29 protein-coding genes are annotated in these 22,304 nt (G+C 65.4%); all 29 read left to right on the top strand.

Annotation, left to right across the window (positions count from 1 at the left end; translation table 11 throughout):
• Positions 1–73 precede the first annotated feature (73 nt).
• The 29 genes from IEX43_RS19420 (at position 74) to IEX43_RS19560 (ending at position 22,301) form a co-directional block, all read left to right on the top strand.
• The gene (locus IEX43_RS19420) at positions 74–247 is read left to right on the top strand and encodes a hypothetical protein (protein WP_188813779.1); all 174 of its coding nucleotides are present in this window, start codon (positions 74–76) and stop codon (positions 245–247) included.
• Positions 248–451, top strand: coding sequence for a hypothetical protein (locus IEX43_RS19425; RefSeq protein ID WP_188813781.1), 204 nt, complete (start codon positions 248–250; stop codon positions 449–451).
• A 114-nt stretch (positions 452–565) separates the two neighbouring features.
• Positions 566–865, top strand: a complete 300-nt coding sequence (locus IEX43_RS19430; RefSeq protein ID WP_188813784.1) for a hypothetical protein — start codon at positions 566–568, stop codon at positions 863–865.
• The gene (locus IEX43_RS19435; protein WP_188813786.1) at positions 862–1,293 is read left to right on the top strand and encodes an ATP-binding protein; all 432 of its coding nucleotides are present in this window, start codon (positions 862–864) and stop codon (positions 1,291–1,293) included. The genes IEX43_RS19430 and IEX43_RS19435 overlap by 4 nt, the downstream gene beginning before the upstream one ends.
• A 169-nt stretch (positions 1,294–1,462) precedes the next feature.
• Positions 1,463–1,717 (top strand): hypothetical protein, encoded by a 255-nt coding sequence (locus IEX43_RS19440; RefSeq protein WP_188813788.1) that lies wholly within the window; start codon positions 1,463–1,465, stop codon positions 1,715–1,717.
• A 1-nt stretch (position 1,718) separates the two neighbouring features.
• Positions 1,719–2,075: a hypothetical protein gene (locus IEX43_RS19445; RefSeq protein WP_188813790.1), complete on the top strand. Its 357-nt coding sequence runs from the start codon at positions 1,719–1,721 to the stop codon at positions 2,073–2,075.
• 17 nt (positions 2,076–2,092) lie between these two features.
• Entirely contained in the window at positions 2,093–2,491 is a 399-nt protein-coding gene (locus tag IEX43_RS19450) for a hypothetical protein (protein ID WP_188813792.1), read from the top strand.
• Entirely contained in the window at positions 2,488–3,138 is a 651-nt protein-coding gene (locus tag IEX43_RS19455; RefSeq protein WP_188813794.1) for a P27 family phage terminase small subunit, read from the top strand. The genes IEX43_RS19450 and IEX43_RS19455 overlap by 4 nt, the downstream gene beginning before the upstream one ends.
• The gene (locus IEX43_RS19460; protein WP_188813796.1) at positions 3,092–4,900 is read left to right on the top strand and encodes a terminase large subunit domain-containing protein; all 1,809 of its coding nucleotides are present in this window, start codon (positions 3,092–3,094) and stop codon (positions 4,898–4,900) included. The genes IEX43_RS19455 and IEX43_RS19460 overlap by 47 nt, the downstream gene beginning before the upstream one ends.
• 15 nt (positions 4,901–4,915) lie before the next feature.
• Complete coding sequence (locus IEX43_RS19465) at positions 4,916–6,187, top strand: phage portal protein family protein (protein WP_188813798.1); 1,272 nt, start codon at positions 4,916–4,918, stop codon at positions 6,185–6,187.
• Positions 6,184–7,449, top strand: coding sequence for a head maturation protease, ClpP-related (locus IEX43_RS19470; protein WP_188813800.1), 1,266 nt, complete (start codon positions 6,184–6,186; stop codon positions 7,447–7,449). Before IEX43_RS19465 ends, IEX43_RS19470 begins: the two co-directional genes overlap by 4 nt.
• A gap of 2 nt (positions 7,450–7,451) precedes the next feature.
• Positions 7,452–7,811: a capsid cement protein gene (locus IEX43_RS19475; RefSeq protein ID WP_188813802.1), complete on the top strand. Its 360-nt coding sequence runs from the start codon at positions 7,452–7,454 to the stop codon at positions 7,809–7,811.
• Positions 7,812–7,827: 16 nt separating this feature from the next.
• A complete protein-coding gene (locus IEX43_RS19480; RefSeq protein WP_188813804.1) occupies positions 7,828–8,739 on the top strand; it encodes a phage major capsid protein in 912 nt (303 codons plus the stop codon).
• A gap of 3 nt (positions 8,740–8,742) precedes the next feature.
• Positions 8,743–9,063, top strand: coding sequence for a hypothetical protein (locus tag IEX43_RS19485; RefSeq protein WP_188813806.1), 321 nt, complete (start codon positions 8,743–8,745; stop codon positions 9,061–9,063).
• A 15-nt stretch (positions 9,064–9,078) separates the two neighbouring features.
• Positions 9,079–9,504 (top strand): Gp19/Gp15/Gp42 family protein, encoded by a 426-nt coding sequence (locus IEX43_RS19490; RefSeq protein WP_188813807.1) that lies wholly within the window; start codon positions 9,079–9,081, stop codon positions 9,502–9,504.
• Positions 9,504–9,839: a hypothetical protein gene (locus IEX43_RS19495; protein ID WP_188813809.1), complete on the top strand. Its 336-nt coding sequence runs from the start codon at positions 9,504–9,506 to the stop codon at positions 9,837–9,839. Before IEX43_RS19490 ends, IEX43_RS19495 begins: the two co-directional genes overlap by 1 nt.
• Complete coding sequence (locus IEX43_RS19500) at positions 9,839–10,132, top strand: hypothetical protein (protein WP_188813811.1); 294 nt, start codon at positions 9,839–9,841, stop codon at positions 10,130–10,132. Before IEX43_RS19495 ends, IEX43_RS19500 begins: the two co-directional genes overlap by 1 nt.
• On the top strand, positions 10,129–10,539 hold the full coding sequence (locus IEX43_RS19505; protein WP_188813813.1) for a hypothetical protein: 411 nt from the start codon (positions 10,129–10,131) through the stop codon (positions 10,537–10,539). The genes IEX43_RS19500 and IEX43_RS19505 overlap by 4 nt, the downstream gene beginning before the upstream one ends.
• A gap of 54 nt (positions 10,540–10,593) precedes the next feature.
• Positions 10,594–11,265, top strand: coding sequence for a hypothetical protein (locus IEX43_RS19510; RefSeq protein WP_188813814.1), 672 nt, complete (start codon positions 10,594–10,596; stop codon positions 11,263–11,265).
• A gap of 84 nt (positions 11,266–11,349) precedes the next feature.
• Positions 11,350–11,547, top strand: a complete 198-nt coding sequence (locus IEX43_RS19515; protein WP_188813816.1) for a hypothetical protein — start codon at positions 11,350–11,352, stop codon at positions 11,545–11,547.
• 35 nt (positions 11,548–11,582) lie between these two features.
• A complete protein-coding gene (locus IEX43_RS19520; protein ID WP_188813818.1) occupies positions 11,583–11,927 on the top strand; it encodes a hypothetical protein in 345 nt (114 codons plus the stop codon).
• Positions 11,928–11,977: 50 nt separating this feature from the next.
• Complete coding sequence (locus IEX43_RS19525; RefSeq protein WP_188813820.1) at positions 11,978–12,361, top strand: hypothetical protein; 384 nt, start codon at positions 11,978–11,980, stop codon at positions 12,359–12,361.
• Positions 12,362–12,380: 19 nt separating this feature from the next.
• Positions 12,381–16,673 carry a peptidoglycan DD-metalloendopeptidase family protein gene (locus tag IEX43_RS20380; RefSeq protein WP_229666555.1) on the top strand — a complete coding sequence of 1,431 codons (4,293 nt, stop codon included), beginning with the start codon at positions 12,381–12,383 and terminating at the stop codon, positions 16,671–16,673.
• A gap of 204 nt (positions 16,674–16,877) precedes the next feature.
• On the top strand, positions 16,878–17,663 hold the full coding sequence (locus tag IEX43_RS19535) for a hypothetical protein (protein ID WP_188813822.1): 786 nt from the start codon (positions 16,878–16,880) through the stop codon (positions 17,661–17,663).
• Positions 17,664–18,776 (top strand): Gp37-like protein, encoded by a 1,113-nt coding sequence (locus IEX43_RS19540; protein ID WP_188813824.1) that lies wholly within the window; start codon positions 17,664–17,666, stop codon positions 18,774–18,776.
• Positions 18,776–19,687 (top strand): hypothetical protein, encoded by a 912-nt coding sequence (locus IEX43_RS19545; protein WP_188813826.1) that lies wholly within the window; start codon positions 18,776–18,778, stop codon positions 19,685–19,687. The genes IEX43_RS19540 and IEX43_RS19545 overlap by 1 nt, the downstream gene beginning before the upstream one ends.
• Positions 19,684–20,160: a hypothetical protein gene (locus tag IEX43_RS19550; RefSeq protein ID WP_188813827.1), complete on the top strand. Its 477-nt coding sequence runs from the start codon at positions 19,684–19,686 to the stop codon at positions 20,158–20,160. The genes IEX43_RS19545 and IEX43_RS19550 overlap by 4 nt, the downstream gene beginning before the upstream one ends.
• Positions 20,153–20,560 carry a hypothetical protein gene (locus IEX43_RS19555; protein WP_188813829.1) on the top strand — a complete coding sequence of 136 codons (408 nt, stop codon included), beginning with the start codon at positions 20,153–20,155 and terminating at the stop codon, positions 20,558–20,560. The genes IEX43_RS19550 and IEX43_RS19555 overlap by 8 nt, the downstream gene beginning before the upstream one ends.
• 67 nt (positions 20,561–20,627) lie before the next feature.
• Entirely contained in the window at positions 20,628–22,301 is a 1,674-nt protein-coding gene (locus IEX43_RS19560) for a LysM peptidoglycan-binding domain-containing protein (protein WP_188813837.1), read from the top strand.
• Positions 22,302–22,304: the final 3 nt, after the last annotated feature.

Genomic DNA, 22,304 nt, shown 5'->3' on the forward strand with positions numbered 1-22,304 from the left:
GGTGGATCACTCGACGACGTGGGCCGACCTGTCTCACGGCATCATCCGGCTGTTGCTTCACGCTCAGGAGCGCATGACTTGGATGGAGTGGCCGATCAATGGGGACATGATCGCCCGGCAACGAGCGGGCATCCTTGGCCCGTCGTTGCTCTTCTCTTGGGCGGACCCGGAAGAGATCGACTGGGAAGCAGTCGAGTCCGAGGCCCGGCCTGGCGTCTGGATCTCAGTGCCGGACCGCGAGGGCTGAATGACGGCCCAGTACTTGACGGTCGAGGAGGTGGTGAAGCTGACCGGGTGGAAGCGGGGGTATGTGGTGAAGCGGGCCAGCCTTGACCAGTGGGGGAGGCTCGGGACGCGGCCGCAGAAGTACCGAATGGACGACGTCCTGTCCTCGGCCAAGGACACTCCCGACACGCGGATCCGTTCACACTTGCTCGCAAGACATGCTTGACAGAGGTAACGTTAGCGCTTGATGGTGGCGGACTATATCCAATGACCACCCGGCCCCGAGGATCGCAAGGACCTCGGGGCTTTGTCATGTCCCGGACTTGGGGGTGGATGTGATGTGAGCGAAGGCGTAACCATCCCCGCATGGACTGGACGACGTCGGGCCGAAGCACTGGCTTTCGTGAAGGCGCTGGGCCGTCGGAACAAGTCGGTCTGCTGCATCTGCAAGCAGGGCATCGACTACGACCTGACCTATCCGCACCCGCAGTCCTGCAGTGTCCAGCACGTCAAGTCCCGCTTCAACTACCCGCACCTGACGTGGGAGAAGAGCAACTGGGAGCCCGCCCACCTCGACTGCAACAAGGCAGCCGGCATCCAAGGTGAGCAGGGCCTCGGCACGACGTCGGAGGACTGGTGAGCCGAACCGTCGTCATCCTCTGCGGCCCGCCCGGTGCAGGCAAGACCACCGCGGCCCGGCAGTCCGGCCTCACGGTGTTCGACCGAGACGACCCACACTGGCAAGGCGAGAAGCACTTCACCGACGAGCTGCTCAAGCTCGCTGCTGACCCCCATGCCCAAGCCGTCGTCATCCGATCGGGAGCGACGAGCTACGCCAGGGCGAGAGCAGCCGAGCTGGTCAAGGCAACTCACGTCATGCTCGTCATGGCCGACAAGCACGAGCTGGTCGCACGCATCAAGCGCCGCGGCCGACCTGATGCTGTCCGGACCATCGCCGGAGTCGACACCTGGTTCCAACGCTTCGAACGCCAAGACCGAGTGAAGGACTTCACCGGCTGGGCAGCCATCCAAGAGCCCGACCTCGGCGTCAGCTCCGAGGACTGGTGACCGGCACCGGGGTCGAAAAAAATCCAGCTCGCGCGGCGCCCGGCCCCTCCGCGCCGGCAGCGGCCTCTCCCCCCGGAAGTTTCCCCCTTGAAATCCCTCAAAATCGTTGAATTGGCGGGGAAAACGGACCCATCCAGCCCCTCGAACGAAGGACTCGAAATTGCGAGTTTTGGACCCCGAAACACACACCCGAGAGAGCATCTCTGACTTCCTCGTCGCCAACGGCGTCGACCCCAACCGAGTCCCGCTGCAGCAGTTCATCTACGACGGCCGCAAACGCGAGATCCGAGTCGACCGCTTTATGGAGGTGGACGGAGTCCTGCAGCTGACGCCGGACAAGACCGAGCTGCTGGTTGTCCCGTGCCGCTATCGGGTGCTGCGGGGTCACGAGCCCGCCAAGTACATCCGCGCGAGGAGCAACTGACGTGGCCAAGGAACCGACAATTAGTCCCAGGTGCCTGCAGGAAATCGTCACCTCAGCCCAGAGAGGCAGCAAGGTGGGCCTCTACGCCCAGAGCCTCGTCGTCGCCCAGAGCTACCTGGACGACATCAAGGCCATCTGGGACGAGGAGCAGGTGCAAAAGGTCTCCCGGGTCCATGGCAAGTACGCCATCGACTTCCGCTCCGGTGGCCTCATCACCTTCCACTCCACCCGCTCGATACCCCGGGCGCGTTCCTATGACCGCCTCTACGTGCCGGGCGACGTCCGCCACGACGTCATGCTGGAGCTGGAGCCCCTCATCGCGACCAGCAACGAGCGAGCCATCGTCGGATACCTCTAGTCCACAGAGGAGGCGGCATGCACGACCGCCCCAAGCTGCGCCTGCTGCACGGCGACGGCGAGAGCATCCGCGGCATCGCCCGCGAGCAGGGAGCCTCCCGCAACGCCGTCCGCCGAGCACTGGCACCAGGCGCTCGCGATCACTACCACCGAGCCTCAGCTTCAGCAGATGCCGAGCCAGCCGTCCGCGACGTCCTCGCCGACTACCCACTAATGAGCGTGGCTGACATCGCCGTCCTGATCGACTGGCGCCACGCCCGCCGGACACTGTCGGATCTCGTCGCCAAGCTCCGGCCCGAGTACATCGAGAACAGCGGCGACGTCGACGCGCTGCCCGTGGGCAGCATCAGCGCCGGCCTGCTCACAATCACCGAAATCAGCTACGGCACGATGCAACTAGGGGAGGTCAAGCTGTGACGAAGCCCGTAAGCCCAGAAGACCTCATCCAGCCACCCGCCCACCTGCCCAAGGCTGTCGCCGACGTTTGGCGCGAGATCGTTGCCAGCAATGACCTCGTGGCCAACGTCGACCGAACGGCACTGGAAACCTACTGCACGCTGATGGCACGCCTCCGCGAAGCCCGCCGCAGAGTGGAAGACGAGGGCATGGTGGTCAAGGACCCCCGCGGCCGCGTAATCCCTCACCCAGCGCTCGCCGTTGAGCGGGCCACAGCCGAGCAGGTCCGGGCATGGGGAGATCGCTTCGCGCCGCTGGTGAAGCCAGCTCGCAAGCGCGGGTACATGGCCGATGCCACCGCCATATCCATCGCCGATCACCCGCACCTGTCCGGACCGAAGTACGCCGGAGCGGTCGCAGCGGTCAAGACGCTGGCATGGATGATCGACGAGGCCCAGCGGGACAGCATGGAGGCCCTTCAGAAAGCCATGGTCACCACGGTCCCCAACTACCTCAAGGCCTGCTCAGAGCTGCAGATCACGCCCGCCTCGCTCCCGGCCGGAGCAGCGAAGACCAAGGGCGGCAGCGCTGAGCCGGCGCCGAAGGAAGGGGAGGCGTCCAATGTCTCTAGCTTCCAAGATCGCGCCAGGTCACGCCGCTCCGGCTAGCGGGCCCAACGCCGTCGACCCCGGCGATTATTACCGTTCCATCTGCCACGTCCCGGACCCACCGCAGACCGGCAAAAAGCCGAAGATCTACGGCTACGCCGAGCCCCGGATCTGCACCCCGCCCCTCCGGCCGCTGACGCCGGAGACCACGCTCGGATATGACGTCATCGACTTCGCCGAGAACGCGCTGCACCTCAAGCTGTACCCGTGGCAGAAGGTGCTGCTGTGCCGCATGCTGGAGCTGCTCCCGGACGGTTCACTGCGTTTCCGTACCGCCGTCGTCCTGATCGCCCGCCAGAACGGCAAGAGCACGCTCTCACAGGTGCTCGCGCTCTGGTTCATGATCGTCTGGGGCTGGCCGCTGGTTCTGGGCACAGCGCAGGACCTCGAAACCGCCGAGGAAGTCTGGCAGGGCGCCGTCGATCTCGTCGAAGAAGACGACGAGCTTTCCAAGCTCATGCAGCGCGTCGTGAAAGTCAACGGCAAAAAAGCGCTGGAGCTGAAGAGCAAGCCGCACCACGAGAAGACCTCCCACCGGTACAAGGTCAAGGCGGCCAACCGCCGCGCCGGCCGTGGCTTCACCGGCAACCTGATCATGCTCGACGAGCTGCGAGAGCATCAGAACTGGGAAGCCTGGGGCGCCATCACGAAGACGACGATGGCGCAGGCCGAGGCGCTCATCCTGGCGCTCTCGAACGCTGGCGATATGGCGTCCATCGTCCTGAAGTACCTGCGGAAGATGGCTCACGAGGCCATCGGTGATCCCGACGGCATCTGTGAAGAGATCGGTGCGGCTGGGCCGACGGCACTGGACGTCGCGGACCTTACCGAGGACGAGGACTTCGACGAAGACGACCTGGAGGACTTCGAGCAGGACGAGGAAACGCTCTTCCTCGCCGAGTGGTCCGCCGCCCCGGGATGCGATAAGAGGGACCGGCAGGGCTGGGCGCAGGCGAATCCCTCGCTGAACTGGAACCCCGGCTTCACCGAGCGGACCATCGCCTCTGCCTGCAAGACGGATCCCGAGTGGGTCTTCCGTACTGAGGTGCTCTGCCAGTGGTCCGAGGGAACGCTGAGCGGGCCCTTCCCGCCAGGCTCTTGGGACAAGGGCAAGAATGCCATGGTCACGCTGGACGACGGAAGCCAGGGCATAGCCCCCGAGGACCGCATCGTCCCCGGCTCCGAAGTTTGGGCCGGTGTTGATCAGTCCCACGACCGCTCCATGACGTACGTGGCATTTGGCGGCTACCGGGCCGACGGCCTGCCGCAGATCGAAATCGCGACGGCGCGTCACGGCTCGGACTGGGTCAAGGGCTACCTGATGGACGACAAGCGCCGCGGCAGGATCAAGGGACTGGCCGGCCAGTCCAAGGGTGCCCCGATCTCGCCGCTGCTGGTCAGTCTCGCCGAGGACGAAGAGTTCACCATCCCCGTCGTTGAGTGGTCCGGCAGTGACCTCACCGCGGGCTGGGCGGACGTATTCGACTCAGTCCGCGACGAGAAGGTCCGCCACAACCCGCAGCCCGTGCTGGACACCGCAGCGGCCACAGCCGTCCTGAAGATCTTCAGCGGCGGCGCAGCCATCCCGGACCATCGGGCATCTCCGGCGGAAGTCGCGCCGCTCATGGCATTCATCGCTGCCAAGTGGCTGATGGGCCGCAAGCAAGTCGAACCACCACCACCGCCGCCTCCGCCGGAAGCGGTCCGATCCGATGACATCGCCTCATACGCAGACGACGACGTTGCCCAGATGGGCTTCTGATGAAAGGAGCTTGGAGTGACGGTTCCCGTACAGGAGCAGGGCTACGCCAACGGCGCCACCGCATGGTGGACGGAGATCGGGAACGAGGAAACCCCCGAGCTTCAGTGGCCCAAGAACATCGACGTCTACGACAGGATGCGGCGGCAGGACGCCCAGGTCATTTCGGTGATCCGGGCCGTAACGCTGCCCATCCGGCGCACTAAGTGGCGTATCGATCCCAACGGCGCCCGGCCCGAAGTCGCCCGCCAGGTGGCCGATGACTTGGGCCTGCCGCTGGTGGGTGACGAGAACGAGCCCGTCATCAGGACCCGGGATCGGTTCTCGTGGTCTGAACACTTGCGGCTGTCGCTGCTGATGCTGCCCTTTGGCCACTCGATCTTTGAGCAGGTCTACAGGATTGACGAGGCGGGTATGGCCCGCCTCCGAAAGCTGGCATGGCGGCCGCCGAAGACCATCTCACGCATCGATGTCGCGTCCGACGGCGGGCTGGTGGCCATCCACCAGCACGGCAACGAGAAGCCCATGGGCGTCGAACGGCTGGCCGTGTACGTGAACGAGCGTGAAGGCGGCAACTGGCTGGGCCAGTCGCTGCTCCGCCCGGCGTACAAATATTGGCTGCTCAAGGATCGCATGCTCCGCGTCCAGGCGCAGACGAACGACCGCAACGGCATGGGCATCCCGGTCTACACGGCATCGGAGCTGCCCGAATCGGTTACCGGCGAGGACCGCACCAAGCGGGAAGCGGACGAAGTAGCTGCAGGGCTCAAGCTGGCCAAGGGTCTGCGCTCTGGTGACAACTCCGGAGCGTCTATCCCCAACGGCGCGGAGCTGGATGTCAAGGGTGTAACTGGAACTCTGCCGGACGCGGACAAGCCCATCCGCTACTACGACGAGCAGATTGCCCGGGCCGTGCTGGCGCACTTCCTCAACCTCGGAACCGAGACAGGATCCTGGGCGCTCGGCTCGACGTTCGCCGACTTCTTCACGCTGTCGCTCCAGACGGTGGCCATGCAGATCGCAGACACCACCACTCAGCACGTCATCGAGGACCTCGTCGACATCAACTGGGGGCCAAGCGAACCGGCTCCACGGCTGGTGTTCGAAGAGATCGGATCCAGACACCCCGCAACGGCAGAAGCTATCCGGGCACTCGTCGACTGCGGCGCCATCAAGCCGGACCAGAAGCTCGACGACCACCTCAGGACGGTCTACGGCCTGCCCGCGGCAGACCCTGCAACCGCCCGCGAACCACTGCCCAGAACAACCCCCGCAACGGAGATGAAATGAACCCGAACATGCTCAAGCCCTCGGCAGAGGGGGCGCCGTGGTACCGGATGGAGGCCACCGGGGAACGCACGGCCGAGGTCTACATCTACGACGCGATCGATAGCTGGTGGGGAGTCAGCGCCAACCGCTTCGTCAAGGATCTCGCAGCGCTCGACGTCGACACCATCCACCTTCGGGTCAATTCCCCCGGCGGTTCGGTCTACGACGGCGTGGCCATCATGAACGCCATCCGCCGCCACCCAGCCAACGTCATCGCGACGGTGGACGGGCTGGCTGCCTCCGCTGCTTCCTTCATCATCCAGGCGGCAGACGAGGTCATCATGGGCCGCGGAACCGAGCTGATGATCCACGACGCTTCCACCATCTGCTGGGGAGACGCCCGGGACATGGTCGACGCGGCCGCCCACCTGAACCGCATCTCCGGCACCATCGCCGAGCTGTACGCCGAACGCGCCGGAGGAACGGCAGAAGAATGGCGCGAGGCCATGCTGGCGGAGACCTGGTACACCGCAGACGAAGCGGTCGCCGCTGGACTCGCCGACCGGGTCGATGGCAAGGACCCCAAGTCGGACGAAGAGGCAACCAACCGCTTCGATCTCTCGATCTTCGCCCACGCCGGCCGCCGCAACGCACCGGCCCCGACGGTCAACACCAGCCACCAACGCCGCCCGGGCCTAAGCCTGGCCAACGGCTCCGCGCTGGCCACCGTCAACAAACTGGTCACCGCGACCACCACAGAACCTCCGGCCGAGCCGAAGGAAACCACCCACCCCCAAGAGAAAGGAACCGACACCATGTCGGAAGCACTGAAGCAGGGGCTCCGTGAGCGGCTCGGCATCCCGGCCGACTCCGTCCTCGACGAGGACGGCCTCCTGTCCGCACTGGACGAGGCGCTCGCCGAGCAGGACCCCGCACCGGCAGCAGCACCCGCTGCAGCCGCCCCGGGCACAGTAGTGCTGGACGAAGCCCAGTACCGCGAACTGCAGGCATCTGCTGCGGACGGCCGTGCCGCCCGCGAGCAGCAGCTGCAGGACCGCCGCGAGGCACTGGTCACTGCCGCCGTCAATGACGGCCGCATCGCCCCGTCCCGCCGTGAGCACTGGCTCAACTCCCTTGCCGCTGATCCGGGCATGGAAGAAACCTTGGCCAGCCTCGAAAAGGGCCTCGTGCCCGTCGCCTCCGTGGGCTACACGGGCGGAGTGGATGAGTCCTCCGAGGAGGACACGATCTACTCCAAGATCTTCGTACGAGAGGACTCCTGATCATGGGCCAGTACCTGCCCCTCTTCCGCCCGGGCCAGACCGTCACCTTCGACGTGACGGCTGCTGTAACCGGTGGCCACCCCGTAGAAGTTGGTACCGCGGACCGTTCCGTGGCTCCGGCGGCCGCGGGTTCCAACAAGTACGTCGGCATTGCCGGTCACGACGCTGCCGTGGGCGACAAGGTCACCGTCGAGGTTGGCAAGCCGGTCCACGAGCTGATCGCGGCCGGGGCCATTGCTCTCGGCGCCAAGCTCGAAACCGCGGGAGCCGGCCGAGTCCGGACCCTCGCCGCCGGAACCAACATCGGCATCGCTCTCACCGCTGCGGCCGATGGGGCCGCTGTCCAGGTCCTTCAGGCCTGAGAAAGGACCACCCGTAATGAAGACGTACCCCTTCACCCCGAGCCAGCTGTCCCAGGCGTCCGCCACGGACCTGCTGGCCTTCATCAAGTCGCCCACCCTGGTGGCCCGCCGTCTCGGCGAGATCCTGACCGCCCAGCAGTTCATCGGCCTGTTCCTCCTGCAGGGCCGCTACGGCATGCAGGGCGGCGCGATCGCGGTTCCTTCCAACGAGAAGATCCGCACCGATCGCGGCGCCGAGACGGTGGCCCCCGGCGCCGAGTACAAGCTCACGCCGCTGAGCGCTGAGCAGTACGAGGTCTACACGGCCGCGAAGGAAGGCATCGCCACGGAGGTCACGGACGAGGAGATCGGCCGCAGCCTGCGGCAGCCGATCGAGGACGCCCTGACCTTCCTGCAGACCGAGCTGGTGTTCAGCGCCAACGAGCTTGCTCTCGGCGTCATCCAGTCCTCGATCACGCAGACTGTGGCTGCTGGCGGGGCTTGGACCAACGGCAAGCAGATCCTGAAAGACGCTCTCCGCGTCCAGGCAGCTGCCCGCCGCCTCAAGCTGGGCTACTCGCTCGACACCGTGGTGCTCAACAGCGAGCAGTACGCGACGACCATCCCGGAGCTGCTGGACGTCCTCCCGGACAGCGACAACACCGCTCTCACGGGTGACTTCCCGACCATCGCCGGTCTGACCTGGGTATCCAGCGACGACGACGAGTTCTCCGACCCCACCTTCGTGGACCGCCGCCGCCTCGGCGGTATCGCCCGCGAGACGATCCCGTCCCCCGAGTACCGGCAGGTAGGCGGGGACACCGGGGTCGAGGTCGCGACCATCCGCGAGCCGAAGGCGGACAAGACGCGGATCCAGGCCCGCAACCCGCACGTGCCGGTGGTAACCAACCCGCTGGCCGGCTTCGTACTCACCGGAACGGGGGCATAACCCATGGCAACGACCTACCGGGCAGCATCGACTGTCGTGAAGGTATCCATTGGCCCGGCCAGCGGCAACCGTGTCGCCCGCTTCATCAAGCGCGGCGGCATCATCCCCGAGGGCGTGGAGCAGGCAAGCCTGGATCTTCTCGAATCGCGCGGGCTCATCGAGAAGGTGACCGCGGCCGAGACCAGCGATGCCGACGCCGAGGCCGCGGCTGCCGCAGCAGAGAAGGCCAAGGCGGACGCAGATGCAAAAGCCAAGGCCGACGCCAAAGCCAAGGCAGATGCCGAGGCCAAGGCAGCGGCTGCAGCAAAGACGGCTGGCAAGTAGCGGAGGAGGCACGCCATGGCTGAACCACTAGCCGAAGTAGCGGATCTGGAGAAGGCATGGCGTGCCCTCACTGTGGAGGAGAGGCCGAGGGCCGAGTACTACCTCGGCTTCTCCTCCCGCCTTATCCGCCGCCGCTGGAGCAACGTTGATGCCCGCCTGGCCGCCGGGGACCTCGCCACAGAGGACGTCGCCGACGTCGTCGTGCACATGGTCCTCGGCATCATCGACGGCGCCCCTGTCCGCGGAGCCAAGTCCTGGTCCGAAACCCGGGGCCCGCTCTCGCAGTCGGTCACGCTGGAAAGCGGCAAGTCCGACCTCATCACCCTTCAGGACTGGATGATCGAGGTGTTCGTGCCGAAGCAGGCCGCGGTCCCCGTCGGATCATTTCCACCCTCCGGACAGTATGAGCCGGTCTTCCACTGGAAGGAGGGCAGCTACTGATGGGAACTTTCTTCCGGAGCAGCTTCCTGCCGGACGAGTGGACGGTGGACGTTATCGTGGTCCGTGCCGGTGGACGGGACAGTCGGGGCAACCCCATCGCGGGGCAGGAAATACCCCTGAGCGACTGCCAGATCACCCCGCGGTCCACGTCTGAACCCGTGGACCGCTCGGACCTCGTGGACTCCTCAGCGGTCCTAATACGGGACGGCTTCACCTTCCTACACACTGACCGGATCCGCGTGCCGGCCGGTCAGCTGATGGCGGGGGAATGGTCAATCGAGGGCCGCCCGGGCGAATGGCCGGGCAGCTCCGAAGTCGCACTGAAGAGGGCATAGTGGCCGGGTCACGAAACAACCACTACAAGCCCCTCAACGGCGCCCTCAGCACCATCGGCAAATCCCCGAAGATGGGCGCCCTGGCGCTCGCCATCGGGGAGCGGCTGGCTGGCAATGCCAACGCCGTGGGCGACTCGACTTACGAGGCGCACGCGGCCAAGGTCACTTCAGGCTGGGCGAACGAGAAACGCGCTGGTGCTGTGGTCCGGGAAGTGAAGCCGCACTGGCGGGACTGGCAGGACGCGGTCCTCGTTCGTGTGACTGCGGCGATGAGGGTTAGGGGGCGCAAGTGATCGACGGATTGGTGTTTCCGGATACCAAGGTGGCGCTCTTGGAACTCATCGACGGGGCCACGCACATGGACGAGACGGTGCGGGCGGTCACGTGGCTGCAGGCTGGGGACTACGGGGCGCCGGCTGGGCCGTACCCGGTGGCGCACATCCAAGGCAGGCCAGGCGGTACCACGGGCTTCGTGGACCGTGTGGACCGCCGCTTGATCGAGGTCTATGCCCCGGGTGAGCTGGCGCTGGACGTCCTCGAATCCATCGTGGCATCTATTTGCGGGACGGGCATCGAGACGCCTTCCGGATACCTGGACAAGATCGAGGTGGACGAAAACCCGGAGGACGTACCGTACCAGTCCGACACTTTGAACAAGGCCGCGGCTACCGTCCTGGTCACCACGCGGCCGATCAACTAACCCCATCCGGGGATTCATCACAGAACCATGAGCCCTTGAAAGGGGTTATTTGCCATGTCTCCTACATTCGCTACCCAGATGGCTGAGGCCGACTCCCGCGCCCTCATCCGCAAGATCCAGCGGGCTATCGGGTTCCTTGCCCCGCTCACAGTGGAGCTGCCCACCACGCTCTACAACGCCGGCTCCCTCATCGACCTGAAGACCGCCGGGTTCCTCCCCGTAGGTATCGTCTCCCCGGATGGCTGGAACTTCAGCCGCGAGATCGAGAAGGAAGACGTGGACGCCTTGGGCTACGCGTCCCCCGTCCGCTCGGACGTTACCCGGGTGCCCCGCTCCGTGTCCTTCACGCCCCTGGAAAAGGGCCGGAAGCACATGCTCGAACTCACCTACGGCACCGACCTGTCCGGCGTCACGCAGGCCGCCAACGGCGAGATTGTGTTCGACGAGCCCGACGTCCCCATCAACGCCGAGTACCGACTCCTGGTGCTGGGCGATGACGGCCCCGCTACCGAGAACTGGATTCTCGGCAAGGGCTTCGGCCGCGTGAAGCTCTCCGGCACCGCTGAAGAGGTCTGGGGCCGTGAGGGCACTGTCTCCTCGCAGATCACTCTCGACGTCTTCACCGACGACGAGCTTGGCACCCCCGTCCGCCACTTCATCGCCGGTACCGGCGCCGTGAAGTACAAGGACGTCCTCGGCTTCACCCAGGCTCCGGTAGGCCCGTAGCCCCCACTGACCGCTGGGGCGCCGTCTCCGGGTGTGCGGCGCCCCAGCACCCTCCCAACACCCGAATAGCCCAAAGGAGTCACCATGGCCCCCCGCTTCGAAAAGGACGACGCCGTCGTCGAAACCTCGAACCCCCGCGAAATCACACAGCTCCGCGCTGAAGGCTTCACCGAGCACAAAGCTCGGACGAAGGAGGTCCGCGCCTCCGATGCTGCCGCCGCAGCACCGTCAGCGGACCAAGCAGCGCAAGACGCTGCGGCGCCGGCCAAGCCCGGCAAGTAACCCAACCAACACCTCAACACCCGGAGGAAACACCCATGGCAACAAAAGACAAGCCCACCGTCCACGCGTCCCTATCCGCTCTCAAGAGTGAAATCGAAAAGCCGGAGCCCTACGCGATTGCGCTGAGCAACTCGAAGATCATCACGTTCCCGGACCTCAACGCGCTTGAGTCGGAGGAGTCCGACGAGCTGCTGGAAAAGCTCGAATCCGGCCGGAATAACTGGAGCGTGCTGAACGAGTGGCTCTCACCTGAAGACGCGAAGGCGCTAAAGGAAGAGAAGCTCACCCGCGCTGAGCTGGTCCACGTCATGCGGGCTGCTTCCAAGTACTACCAGGAGCACTACGGCACCGCGGGGGAAGGCATCGCCTCCGCGAGCTGATCACGCGTTACCGCCCCCAGGTCCGCGCAGACCTCCTTAGCGAGTACCGCGTGGACCTGGCGGAGTGGTACGCGGCAGGACGGTGGGTGGGGCTGCTCGATCTTATCGACGGCCTGCCCGCTGCCAGCCGGCTCAACGAGGCAATCGTGAACGACCCCGAGGCGGCGGCCGTCATCGCGAAGATGCCCAAGCCATCCACGCCCTGGTCACCCCGCGTGGCCGAATTTGACCTCAAGGCCCACCTGCTGCGGGAGCTGCTCCACGCAGTCCAGCACAACGGCCAGATTGCCATCGGCGCTGCAGGCGGCCGGCCTGGCGAGGTCAAGCCCTTCCCCGTGCCACGTACCGAGGTAGACCGTGCCATCGCGGCCCTCGAACGACAGTGGGCGGAATCCTTCGTAACCCAGTTCGGATTTGATGCCACAGACATCTGAATAGAGATTGAGGTACCCCATGCCCGTCGTCGGCATCGCTGAAGTACTCGTAGAGCCGGTGTTCACCGGCACCCAAGCGAAAATCTCCAAGGTGTTCGGCCCGGCGGCAGAGAAGGCAGCCCGCTCCGCTGGTTCCAAGATGGGTAAGGGAATGGCCTCGGCGTTCTCGGAAGAGACCGCCGGGCTTGAGGCCGAGGTGGCCCGGCTGGGCAAGGCAGTAGCCAACGCCGAAAAGGACATCTCCTCGGCCAAGGGCAAGATGGCGACGGCATCCGCTGCCGAGTCCAAAGCACTGGGGGAGCTTCGCGTTGCGGAGCTGAAGCTGCAGGAGACCCGGGAGAGCTCCCGCGCCAAGGCCTCTCAGATCGCGGCGGCTGAGGAACGCCTGGAAGTCATCCGGCAGCGGGCGGCAGCCGCGACAACGAGCCGGGAGTCCGCCGAGCACTCGCTCGCACGGGCCACGGACAATCTCAGCGCAGCCCAGCGCGGTTCAGCGCAGGCCGCGTCAAACCTCGAAACCCACATGAAGCGTGTAGGCGACGAGGCCGAGAAGACCAACACGAAGATGGGCCGCCTCGGCGCCATGCTGAGCAGCGCCTTCGGAGGCAGCCCCCTGGCTGGGCTCGTGTCCAGCATGCGCCATGACGGCGACAGCGTCCGAGAGGAAGTGCGTAAGCTCGGCGCTGACGTCTCCAAGGAAGGCGCCCGCAGTGGGCGGGCCTTCACACAGGGATTTGTTTCCCTGATGGGCGGGCTCTCCGCAATCACACCAGCGGCCGGTGCCGCTGGTGCATCCGTCCTCAGTGCCTCCGGAAGCGTGCTTACCTTGGCGGCCTCCCTTGGGTCTCTTGGCGGGGTCGCTGCCCTCGTGCCAGCCGGGCTTATGTCCATCGGCGCCGGAGCGGGCGTACTGGTCGCAGCCTTCTCCGGCGTCGGTGAAGCCCTGAAGACCTCAACCGAGGCCTCCGGCCAAGTCGTCGGCAACGCCCGGCTCAACGCCATGGCAATGGAAGACGCAGCCCGGAACATCACCCGTGCCGAGCAGAACGCCGCAGAGCAGCAGATGCAGGCCGCACGCCGGGTCGAGGACGCCAAAAAGAACCTCGCCAGCGTAGTCCAGCAGAACGCGGCCCAGCAGGCAGCTGCCGTCCGCCGGGTAGCTGAAGCCGAGAAGGACATCGAGCGAACCAACAGGCGCGTCACCGAATCCCAGCAGGAACTGAACGACGCCCGTGCGGAGGCCGTGCGGCGCGTACAGGATCTGTCGCGCTCGCTGGATCGGGCGAATCTGTCCGAACGTGAAGCTGCCCTTCGCTATGAGGAGGCGCTCGCAGCGTTCAACTCCGGCGTTGCGTCGGGCGCCTCGGAGTCTTCGCACGCCATGCGGCGGCTCCGGCTCGACCTCGACCAGGCAGCACTCGGTCTTGAGACAGCAAAGGAAGAGGCGGAAGCACTCCGGCAGGAGCAGGCGCAGGCGGCGCAGGAAGGCGTCCAGGGCAACAAGCAGGTCATCCGGGCGGAGCAGTCCCTTGCTGACGCTAGGGAAGCAGCGGGCAAGGCTGTGCAGGCCCGTGAGGACGCTGTGCAGGAAGCGGCGGCCACGGAGCGCGAAGGCGCGGAGCGGGTAATGGAGGCTCAGCAAGCAATTGCTGATGCGACAGCTGAGGCGGCACGCACCCAGCGGGACTCCGCCGAGAGCGTGGCAGACGCCCACCGGGCACTGGAGCGGGTCCAGCTGCAGCAGGCGGAAGCCGCTTCGGCTGGAGCCCAGAAGTCTGCCGAGGCGATGGGCAAGCTCACCCCCGCCGCTCAGGAGGCCGTGCGCTCGCTGATGGCCGTAAAGGAGCAGCTAGGCGGCATCCGGAGGATTGCGCAGGAGAACTTCTTTTCGGGCTTCTCCGGTCCGCTGCTGTCCCTTGCAAACGCGGTCATGCCGCAGCTTGCCACCGGGGTGGGGGCTATCTCTTCCGCCTTTGGTGCTGGCGCCCAAATCTTCATGCGGGCTCTGGAGCGGTCCTTCGGAAACGGAGTTCTCGAGTCCCTGCTGATGGGCGTGGCAGATAGCGTCGGCATCCTGAATAAGGGCATCGACCCCATGGTCGAGTCCTTCGCCACACTGGGCACCGTCGGCATGCAGTACATGCCCCGGCTTGCCCAGTTCATCGCCGACATTGCTACCCGATTCAACGACTTCATCCAAACCGCCGCTGCTGATGGGCGGCTGAAAGCATGGATCGACGGCGGCATCCAGTCGCTGAAGGACCTGTGGTCCATCGTCGAGTCCGTCTCAGGGATCTTCGGATCCTTGAACAAGGCGGCCGAGGCCGGCGGCTTTGCCACGACGCTCGGCGGGCTGGCATCCGGACTACGGGACGTCGAAGCCGTGATGCAGGGGCCGGTCTTCCAGACCACGATGTCCACCATTTTCAAGGGCGCGGCAGAAGGTGCCGAGGGGCTGCGAGCAGCTCTTGGCCCCATCGGTGACGCCTTCACCCGTGGAGCACCAGCGCTCGCCGAGTTCCTGCGGCTGGGAGGGGAAATCGCCGGAACCTTTATCGGCGGCATCTTCACGGCGTTCTCGGACCCGACCTTCGGCGCCGGGCTAACAACCTTCCTGGAGGGCCTGCAAGCCGGTGTCGAGGCCATGGCACCACACATGCCAGGGCTAGCGGCTGCCTTCGGAAACCTGCTCTCAGCCGTAGGTCCGATTGTCGCCGTATTCGGGCCGGCGCTGGTGCAGGTGCTGACGTTCGTGGCCGACGGCATCGCCAATGTGATTACCTTCCTCTCGCCGTTCCTGACAGCGGTGGCTGGCAGCCCTGTCGCGCTTGGCATCCTGATCGGTGTCCTCGGTGCTGCTGCCGCGGCTGCGGGGGTCATGGCGGCGGCGATGGTGGTTAGTCGCATCATCGTCGTGGGCGCGTGGGCCTTCATGGCGGCGCAGTCCATGATCCATGGCGCCCGGATGGCGTTGGCGTGGGTCATCGCGTTCTGGCCAATTGCCTTGGTGATCGCCGCTGTCGTAGGACTCGCGGCAATCATCATCGCAAACTGGGACACGATCAGTGGCTGGACTCGCGATATGTGGGTCAAGCACATCCTGCCGACTCTGGCGAACCTAACAAAGTTCATCACGGAGGACGTGCCGAACGCCTTCGAGCAGGGTGTCAAATGGATCGGCGAGGCGTGGGGCAAGCTGCAGGAGCTGGCTAAGGTCCCGGTCAAGTTCGTGGTCGATACGGTCATCAACAAGGGCCTGATCGACGGGCTGAACGGGATTGGCAACTTCCTAGGCCTGCCCGATATTCCGCATGTGAAGCTCCCCCAGGGGTTCGCTAACGGCGGGTACACGGGCGACGGCGGGAAGTACCAGCCGGCGGGCGTGGTCCACGCTGGTGAGTTCGTCTTCACCAAAGAGGAGACCAGCAGGGCTGGCGTAAGCAACCTGTTCGCGCTGGCCAAGTCACTGCGGGGCTACGCCACGGGTGGCCTCGTGCACCCGGTGCGGGCAAGCACGGTCTCGCAGCCGTTCCACCGCGGACACAACGGCATCGACTTCGCTGCCCCGACCGGCACGCCCATTGTGGCGGCCGGGCCGGGCCGTGTGTCGTCCGCTGGATGGTCCTCCTACGGCGGCGGCAATGAGATCCACATCGACCATCCGAACGGCCTGCAGACCTGGTACGCCCACCTCAACTCCTTCGCGGTGAAGATGGGCGAGTCGGTCAGGGCTGGAACGCGGATTGGCACGGTGGGATCGACAGGTAACAGCACCGGCCCTCACCTGCATTACATGGTGATGAAGGGCGGCTGGCCCAACTACGTCAACCCGGCGGACTACCTGTCCGGCGGCGGCGAGGCTGGCTCCGGCGGCTGGAACCCAATTGCCGACATCGTCGGTGGGCTGGTCGCCAGCTTCAAGTCCGCTTTCCCGGCGGCCGGGTTCATCGCGGACCTGGCCATCGGGGCGGGCAAGAAGATCCTGGACGGCGCTGTGGAATTTGTCACCGGTCAAGGTGGCAAGGACGACGGCATCGGGTCTACAGGGCTTCCGTACCTGCACGACAACGGGGGAGTGCTGAACCCCGGCCTCTCGGCGATCCTGAACCGCACCCGCAAGCCGGAGGCGATTTACAACTTCGAGCAGAACCGGGCTCTGCAGTCACTAGCGGCCCGCGGCGCGGAGCTGGCAGGCGGAGGGGGCGGCCGCGGCGATGTCATCTTCAAGGGCAACGTCGGGTGGGATCCGCACGAGGTAGCTCATCAAATCGAGACGAAGCGCCGGGACACATTCGCGGCCTTCGGAATCTAGGGGGTTCACATGGGCATTGCCTTCGCGGTGCCGTACCGGCCACCGGCAGCACCGGGCCGGGCGTATCGGGGTCTGGACCTCACATGGACGGGCTGGGACGGCAGCGAATGGCCTCTGACTCGCCCGGCCTCAGGATTGTTCCTGAGACCGGGCGTTAGGGGCCTGCACCTGCCTGAGTTTGAGAGGCAGTCCAGCTCGTCGCCTATGGTCGCCGGTTCCCGCCATCTGGGAACCGTGACCAAGGACCGCGACGTCTTCTGGCCCCTCTACCTCTACAATGACTCCGGCTCGGATGGGTTCGTGGCGAGGGACCGCCTCTTCTGGGGCAGCCTCGATCCGGACATGGAGGGAACGTGGACCGCCAAGGTTCCCGGTAGGGGGCAGCGCACTCTGGCGCTCCGCCTGTCGGGATCCGACGACGACATGCAGCACGATCCGATCCAGCGGGGCTGGGCGCAGTACGCCATCAATCTGCTGGCGGACAAGCCGCTGTGGGTGGGCGAAACAATCCGTAGGTCATGGAGCCAGAGCGACCTGCGGAATTACTACGTCACTGAGGAAGACCGGATCACGTACGGCTACCCGCCCGACGTAATCCACTACCTCTCATCGGGCGGCAAGCTCGGCACCGCAGCCATCACCAATGATGGCGACGTGCCGGCCTACGCAGTGTGGACAGTAATCGGCCACACCACCGACGTCTCCTTCGGCGTCGGAGGCAGGCAGATCAAAGTCCCATTCGAAATCCCGGCCGGATACGCGGTCCAATTCGACACTGACCCCACCGATGGCCAAGTGCTCTGGTACGGCGAATGGGACAACGTCGCCAAGGCCATCAAGTCCCCCGTGGACCGAACCAAGGAAATGGACCCGACGTCGGCCGTCAGCGTCTCCATCCCCCGGGGGCAGAACCGCCCGCTCACCATCACGATGACAGGGACCGGAACGGTAATGGCTGAGGTGCGGAACAAGTATCGGAGGGCGTGGTAAATGGACCCGGAGATCCCCTACGAGATCCTCGTTTACGACAGGGCCTTCGACTTCGTGGGCTGGGTGGGGCGGCCTCTGGACGTCAAGCCCGTAATCCGGCACAACGTCAAGTCCACCGCCACCTTCCGGATAGACGCCGACCATAAACGCGCTGCAGATCTGAAGGCGCCAGGCGCTCGCGTGATGATCTACAAGCACGGTCGCTTCGAGATGTCGGGGCCGGTCAGGCGTGTTGGCGGACCGTTCACCCTCGGGCCGGACCTGACCTTCACCGTTGAGAGCGACTTCCGGGTGGTCAACAACTGGCTCGGCTGGCCCGTGCCGGGGGCTCCCATCAACGGCGGGCAGACCGTCGAGTACCGGACCATCACCGGCCCCGCCGAGACCGTAGTGAAAACGGTGATGGCTGAGAACGCTGCACGGCTGGGGTACCCGCTCACTGTGGCGGTGGACCAAGGCCGCGGCGCCGTCGGAACCTACAGCTTCCGATTCCACCCCATCTATGACCGGCTGTTCCCAGCAGTCGACCAGGCGGGAATCGGAGTCACCGTCCGGATGGAAGGCAAGGCACTGCTGCTCGACTGCTACGAGCCTCGCGACTACGAGCACCGCCTCTCACCCGAGGACGGGACAGTGGTGGGTGGCACGTTCTCACTCACCGCGCCCAGCACCACACGAGTAGTGGTCGGCGGCCAGGGCGAAGGCGTCCTACGCGAGTTCCGCGCATTCTCGGATCCCGCACGGGAAACCGACTGGAACGACATCATCGAGACCCTGCAGGACGCCCGGGACACGGCAGAAGGCGATATCTACCAAGCACGAGCGGACGAGGCGCTCGCCGCGGGAGCTGCCATGGCAGGCCTCTCCCTGGAGCTGTCCGAAACCAAGCACTTCCGCTACGGCGGCGAGGGACTCCGCGTGGGCGACAGGGTGACCGCCGAGATTGACGGCCAGCTCTTCACCGACGTCCTGCGTGAGGTCCACCTCTCGTGGGACAAGACCGGAGACGTAGCAACCCCGGTGCTGGGAGAACGCAGCGATGACACCGATACGCGACTAGCGAAGAAACTCCGCGCTCTGGAGCGCGGCGACACAGACAGGATGGCCCGCTGATGCCTTTGATTAGCACGTACTACGACGGCCCGGTAACTGAGTCAGACCGCGCCCAGAACCCCGCGGGCCGGATCGAGTATGGCGTCTACGGGAATGAGGACTTCAGGGTCACGGCGCATCCCTCTATCCCTTACGCGGTGCTGGTGAAAAAGGGACGGGCACACGGCCACGGCGTCACAGACGAAGCAGAGATTGACCAAGTGGTGAACTGCCCGCCATTGGCGTCCGGGGTCCGCTGGGACCTCATCGTAATTCGCCGCAACTGGCAGCCAGAGCTTGGAGGCCCATCGACGTTTGCAGTCATCGACGTCGGAACTAATCCGGTCATCCCGGATGCACCTACACGCAAGGTAGGGCCAGGCGTAGAGGATGACCAGCCCATCGCCCTCGTGAGATGGCAGGGCGGCACGTCCGCACCCATGGAGATCCGCGACCTAAGGGTGTGGTCCAACAACGGGGGCATGTTCGCCGTGGATCCGCTCGCGCGACAATACCTCAACAAGATCGGTACGAAGGTCAAGATCGCTGGCGAGGTCTGGTCATACGAGCGGCTCTCGGCCACTGAAGCAGACTGGGTCAACGAGGACGGCTCGGGCCCTTGGGTTGAGCTAACCCTTGAACAAGGCTGGGCCAACAACGGAGCCAGCCGTGCAAGGGCCCGAACCATGGGCCGAGGATCATTCATCCAAGTCCAAGCCGACGTACGCTACACCGGCTCAACGATCTACGAAGGCTGGATCATCGCGAAGTTCCCCGGCGGCATGATCCCCAAGGAACATACCTTCGTGCCAGGGACCACGAACGGCTATCGCTCCGGCGCGGTCTATTCCGTGTACGCAGGCGGAATCGCCGTCGGTCCATTCCCTCTCGGAACTGTCTGCCAGCTAGGCGGGGTCGGGGTCCTGAAATGAACAAGCGCGAAACCTTGATACGGGCACTCGGGCGACTGACCAGAGTGGACTGGGCCTTCCTCCACTTCAAGGCTGCCATCGGGATCATGCTGATGATCCCGCTAAGCCAGCTCGGCTCCATACAGAACGCGACAACCGCATGGTTCATCGTCGCCTGGCTGGCCGTCACGCTTATCGGATTCTGGGTCAGCGTTGTGGGGCTGGTGCTTTCGGCCCAGCAACACGAGACCCGCCGCCGCGGCTTTCGGGTGGAGATGACCGGGCTATCTCTCATGCTCGCCGGACCGCTTGTCTTCATCGGCGTCCAAGCCGGCATCTGGATAGATACCGGCCAAGACAAGGGAACGGCCATTGCTCTCTGCTACGTCATCGCCTCGGCCATCCTGGCACGCATGGTGATGATCAAGAGCGCAGCCAAATCCCGGACAGTGATCTACCGGTACCTGGAGAAGACGGAGGACCCGGGTGACTGAGGCCGATCTGCCCATGCCATTGCCACTGCTGCTGGGGCTAGTGGGCTTGGCAAGTGCAGTCATAACCGCAGCGCTCTCGGCCCTAAGCAAAAAGTGGCGGACCCCGGCCGACGACCGGGAGGACCGCAAGATCGGGATCGAGGCGGACGAACGGCTCCTCGCCCGGTTCGAGAAGCTCTTGGAGGAGCGGGACAAACGCATCGACGGGCTCGTCGCCGAGGTCAAGGAAGTACGCGCGATCGCGGAAAAGGCAGCCAACGCCAACCGCATCCTCATCGACTGGATCTATGCCGCGGTCCGAGTCGTCCGAGAGCTAGGCGGAATCGACCTCCTGCCCGAGCCACCCGAGGGAGTAGTGATCGCAGACCACCCCTCGAACCTGTCCCGTAACAAGGACTAACACCAACCACCCCTGAAAGGCCCCGGAAAACTCCGGGGCCTTTCTCATGCCCGGAAGGGGAACCGCCATGTCTTACACCCGACCAGTAGCAGACGCCATCACCCAAGGATTCGGCGAAGGCAAACAACTCAGCTGGCAGCTCGGCACCGGCCACCTCGGCACGGATTTCGGCTGCAACATCGGCACCGACGTCAGGACAGTAGCCCCCGGCACCATCCTCTGGAGCAACTGGGGAACGGCGCTCGCCGATCGGAGCTGGGAAGCCCGTTGGTACCTCGTACCGCAGAACGCCGGCATCGTCGTCGTGATCGACCACGGCACCCACATCAGCATCTACGGCCACCTCAACGACTCCTACTTCGAGCCCGGCGACTGGGTGGACGCGGGGACCGTCATCGGCCGCTCGGGCAGCACCGGCCTCAGCACGGGCCCCCACCTCCATCTGGAGATGATCCCGAAGCCGGTCAACTACCAGGACGGCATGTACGGCCGCCGAGACCCCATCGCCGTCATTGCAGCCAACGCCCTCCAGCAGCAGGTACAGCAGCCAGCTGCACCCGCCGTCAGCAGCACCCTGGTCGGCATTGACATCAGCAACCACCAGCGCGGCATCTCCGTCGGGGCAACCGGCGCCCAGTTCGCCATCGTGAAGGCCTCCGAAGGCGTCGGCTGGGCAGACCCCCAGCTCGCTGCGAACGTGGCCTCCGTCCGCTCCGCAGGCATCCCGCTCGGCTTCTACCACTTCTCGCGGTTCTTCGCCCAGTCGGGCAACACCCCCGAGGCGGAAGCGGACAGCTTCCTGCAGATCATCGCCCCGCACCTCAGCGACGGCGACCTCGTGGTGCTGGATCTCGAAAGCGACAACCAGTCACCCGACGTCGCCAAGGTCTTCCTCGACCGGGTATCGGCCGCCACAGGCCGGAAGTGCCTGCTCTACATCAACCTCAGCACCACCCAAGCAGGCGGCTGGGACGCAGTGAAGAGCACGTACCCGCTGTGGCTCGCCTGGTACCCCACCAGCTCCCCGGTCGCATGGTCTCCGGTCGCCAGCCTCCCAAACCTTCCCGGGTGGACGGTGGCCATGTGGCAGCACGCCCAGTCGGGCAGGCTCGCAGGGTGGGACGGAGACCTCGACGTCAACGTCTTCTACGGCGATAGTGCAGCGTGGGCCGAGCTGGCCGGCGGGCGCGGGTTCTACCCGGTAGCACCGGCATCCACAAGCGTCCCCGCGGCGCCCGTCGTCCGCTCGGATCTGCTCATCGTGGAAGCAGGGGACACGTTCTCCGGCATCGCCGCCGCGTGGGGCTTCGACCTCGGCGCATTCAAGGCAGCGAACCCCGGTCTCAACTATGACCGGATCTTCCCCGGCGATCTGCTCAAGGTTCCGGCCGGGACCGCCGCTCCTCGGCAGGTGATTGGTGCGCCTGCTCAGTGCATCGTCGATCCCGGCGACACTCTGTCCGGTATCGCAGCACAGTTCGGCGTGGACCTCGACGGACTCATCGCGCTGAACGGCATTGCCAACCCGGACCGGATCTTCCCGGGGCAGGTCCTGAACCTTCCAGGCGGCGGGGCGGCGGCCCCGGTTCCGGCGGCAGTTAGCCAGTGCATCGTCGATCCCGGCGACACGCTTTCCGGGATCGCGGTCCAGTACGGAGTCCCTCTGGATCAGATCCTCCGGGCCAACCCCGGCATCAACCCGGACCTGATCCACCCCGGTCAGGTCATCAACCTCGGATAGGAG

The organism is Pseudarthrobacter polychromogenes (assembly GCF_014644495.1).
In the GTDB taxonomy this organism is placed as follows: Bacteria; Actinomycetota; Actinomycetes; order Actinomycetales; family Micrococcaceae; genus Arthrobacter; species Arthrobacter polychromogenes.

Excerpts from the sequence above, each read along its gene's own strand:
- IEX43_RS19420 (WP_188813779.1), top strand. The coding sequence starts at position 74 with ATGACTTGGATGGAGTGGCCGATCAATGGGGACATGATCGCCCGGCAA.
- IEX43_RS19425 (WP_188813781.1), top strand. The coding sequence starts at position 248 with ATGACGGCCCAGTACTTGACGGTCGAGGAGGTGGTGAAGCTGACCGGG.
- IEX43_RS19450 (WP_188813792.1), top strand. The coding sequence starts at position 2,093 with ATGCACGACCGCCCCAAGCTGCGCCTGCTGCACGGCGACGGCGAGAGC.
- IEX43_RS19460 (WP_188813796.1), top strand. The coding sequence starts at position 3,092 with ATGTCTCTAGCTTCCAAGATCGCGCCAGGTCACGCCGCTCCGGCTAGC.
- IEX43_RS19470 (WP_188813800.1), top strand. The coding sequence starts at position 6,184 with ATGAACCCGAACATGCTCAAGCCCTCGGCAGAGGGGGCGCCGTGGTAC.
- IEX43_RS19475 (WP_188813802.1), top strand. The coding sequence starts at position 7,452 with ATGGGCCAGTACCTGCCCCTCTTCCGCCCGGGCCAGACCGTCACCTTC.
- IEX43_RS19480 (WP_188813804.1), top strand. The coding sequence starts at position 7,828 with ATGAAGACGTACCCCTTCACCCCGAGCCAGCTGTCCCAGGCGTCCGCC.
- IEX43_RS19485 (WP_188813806.1), top strand. The coding sequence starts at position 8,743 with ATGGCAACGACCTACCGGGCAGCATCGACTGTCGTGAAGGTATCCATT.
- IEX43_RS19490 (WP_188813807.1), top strand. The coding sequence starts at position 9,079 with ATGGCTGAACCACTAGCCGAAGTAGCGGATCTGGAGAAGGCATGGCGT.
- IEX43_RS19495 (WP_188813809.1), top strand. The coding sequence starts at position 9,504 with ATGGGAACTTTCTTCCGGAGCAGCTTCCTGCCGGACGAGTGGACGGTG.
- IEX43_RS19510 (WP_188813814.1), top strand. The coding sequence starts at position 10,594 with ATGTCTCCTACATTCGCTACCCAGATGGCTGAGGCCGACTCCCGCGCC.
- IEX43_RS19515 (WP_188813816.1), top strand. The coding sequence starts at position 11,350 with ATGGCCCCCCGCTTCGAAAAGGACGACGCCGTCGTCGAAACCTCGAAC.
- IEX43_RS19520 (WP_188813818.1), top strand. The coding sequence starts at position 11,583 with ATGGCAACAAAAGACAAGCCCACCGTCCACGCGTCCCTATCCGCTCTC.
- IEX43_RS20380 (WP_229666555.1), top strand. The coding sequence starts at position 12,381 with ATGCCCGTCGTCGGCATCGCTGAAGTACTCGTAGAGCCGGTGTTCACC.
- IEX43_RS19535 (WP_188813822.1), top strand. The coding sequence starts at position 16,878 with ATGGTCGCCGGTTCCCGCCATCTGGGAACCGTGACCAAGGACCGCGAC.
- IEX43_RS19540 (WP_188813824.1), top strand. The coding sequence starts at position 17,664 with ATGGACCCGGAGATCCCCTACGAGATCCTCGTTTACGACAGGGCCTTC.
- IEX43_RS19545 (WP_188813826.1), top strand. The coding sequence starts at position 18,776 with ATGCCTTTGATTAGCACGTACTACGACGGCCCGGTAACTGAGTCAGAC.
- IEX43_RS19550 (WP_188813827.1), top strand. The coding sequence starts at position 19,684 with ATGAACAAGCGCGAAACCTTGATACGGGCACTCGGGCGACTGACCAGA.
- IEX43_RS19560 (WP_188813837.1), top strand. The coding sequence starts at position 20,628 with ATGTCTTACACCCGACCAGTAGCAGACGCCATCACCCAAGGATTCGGC.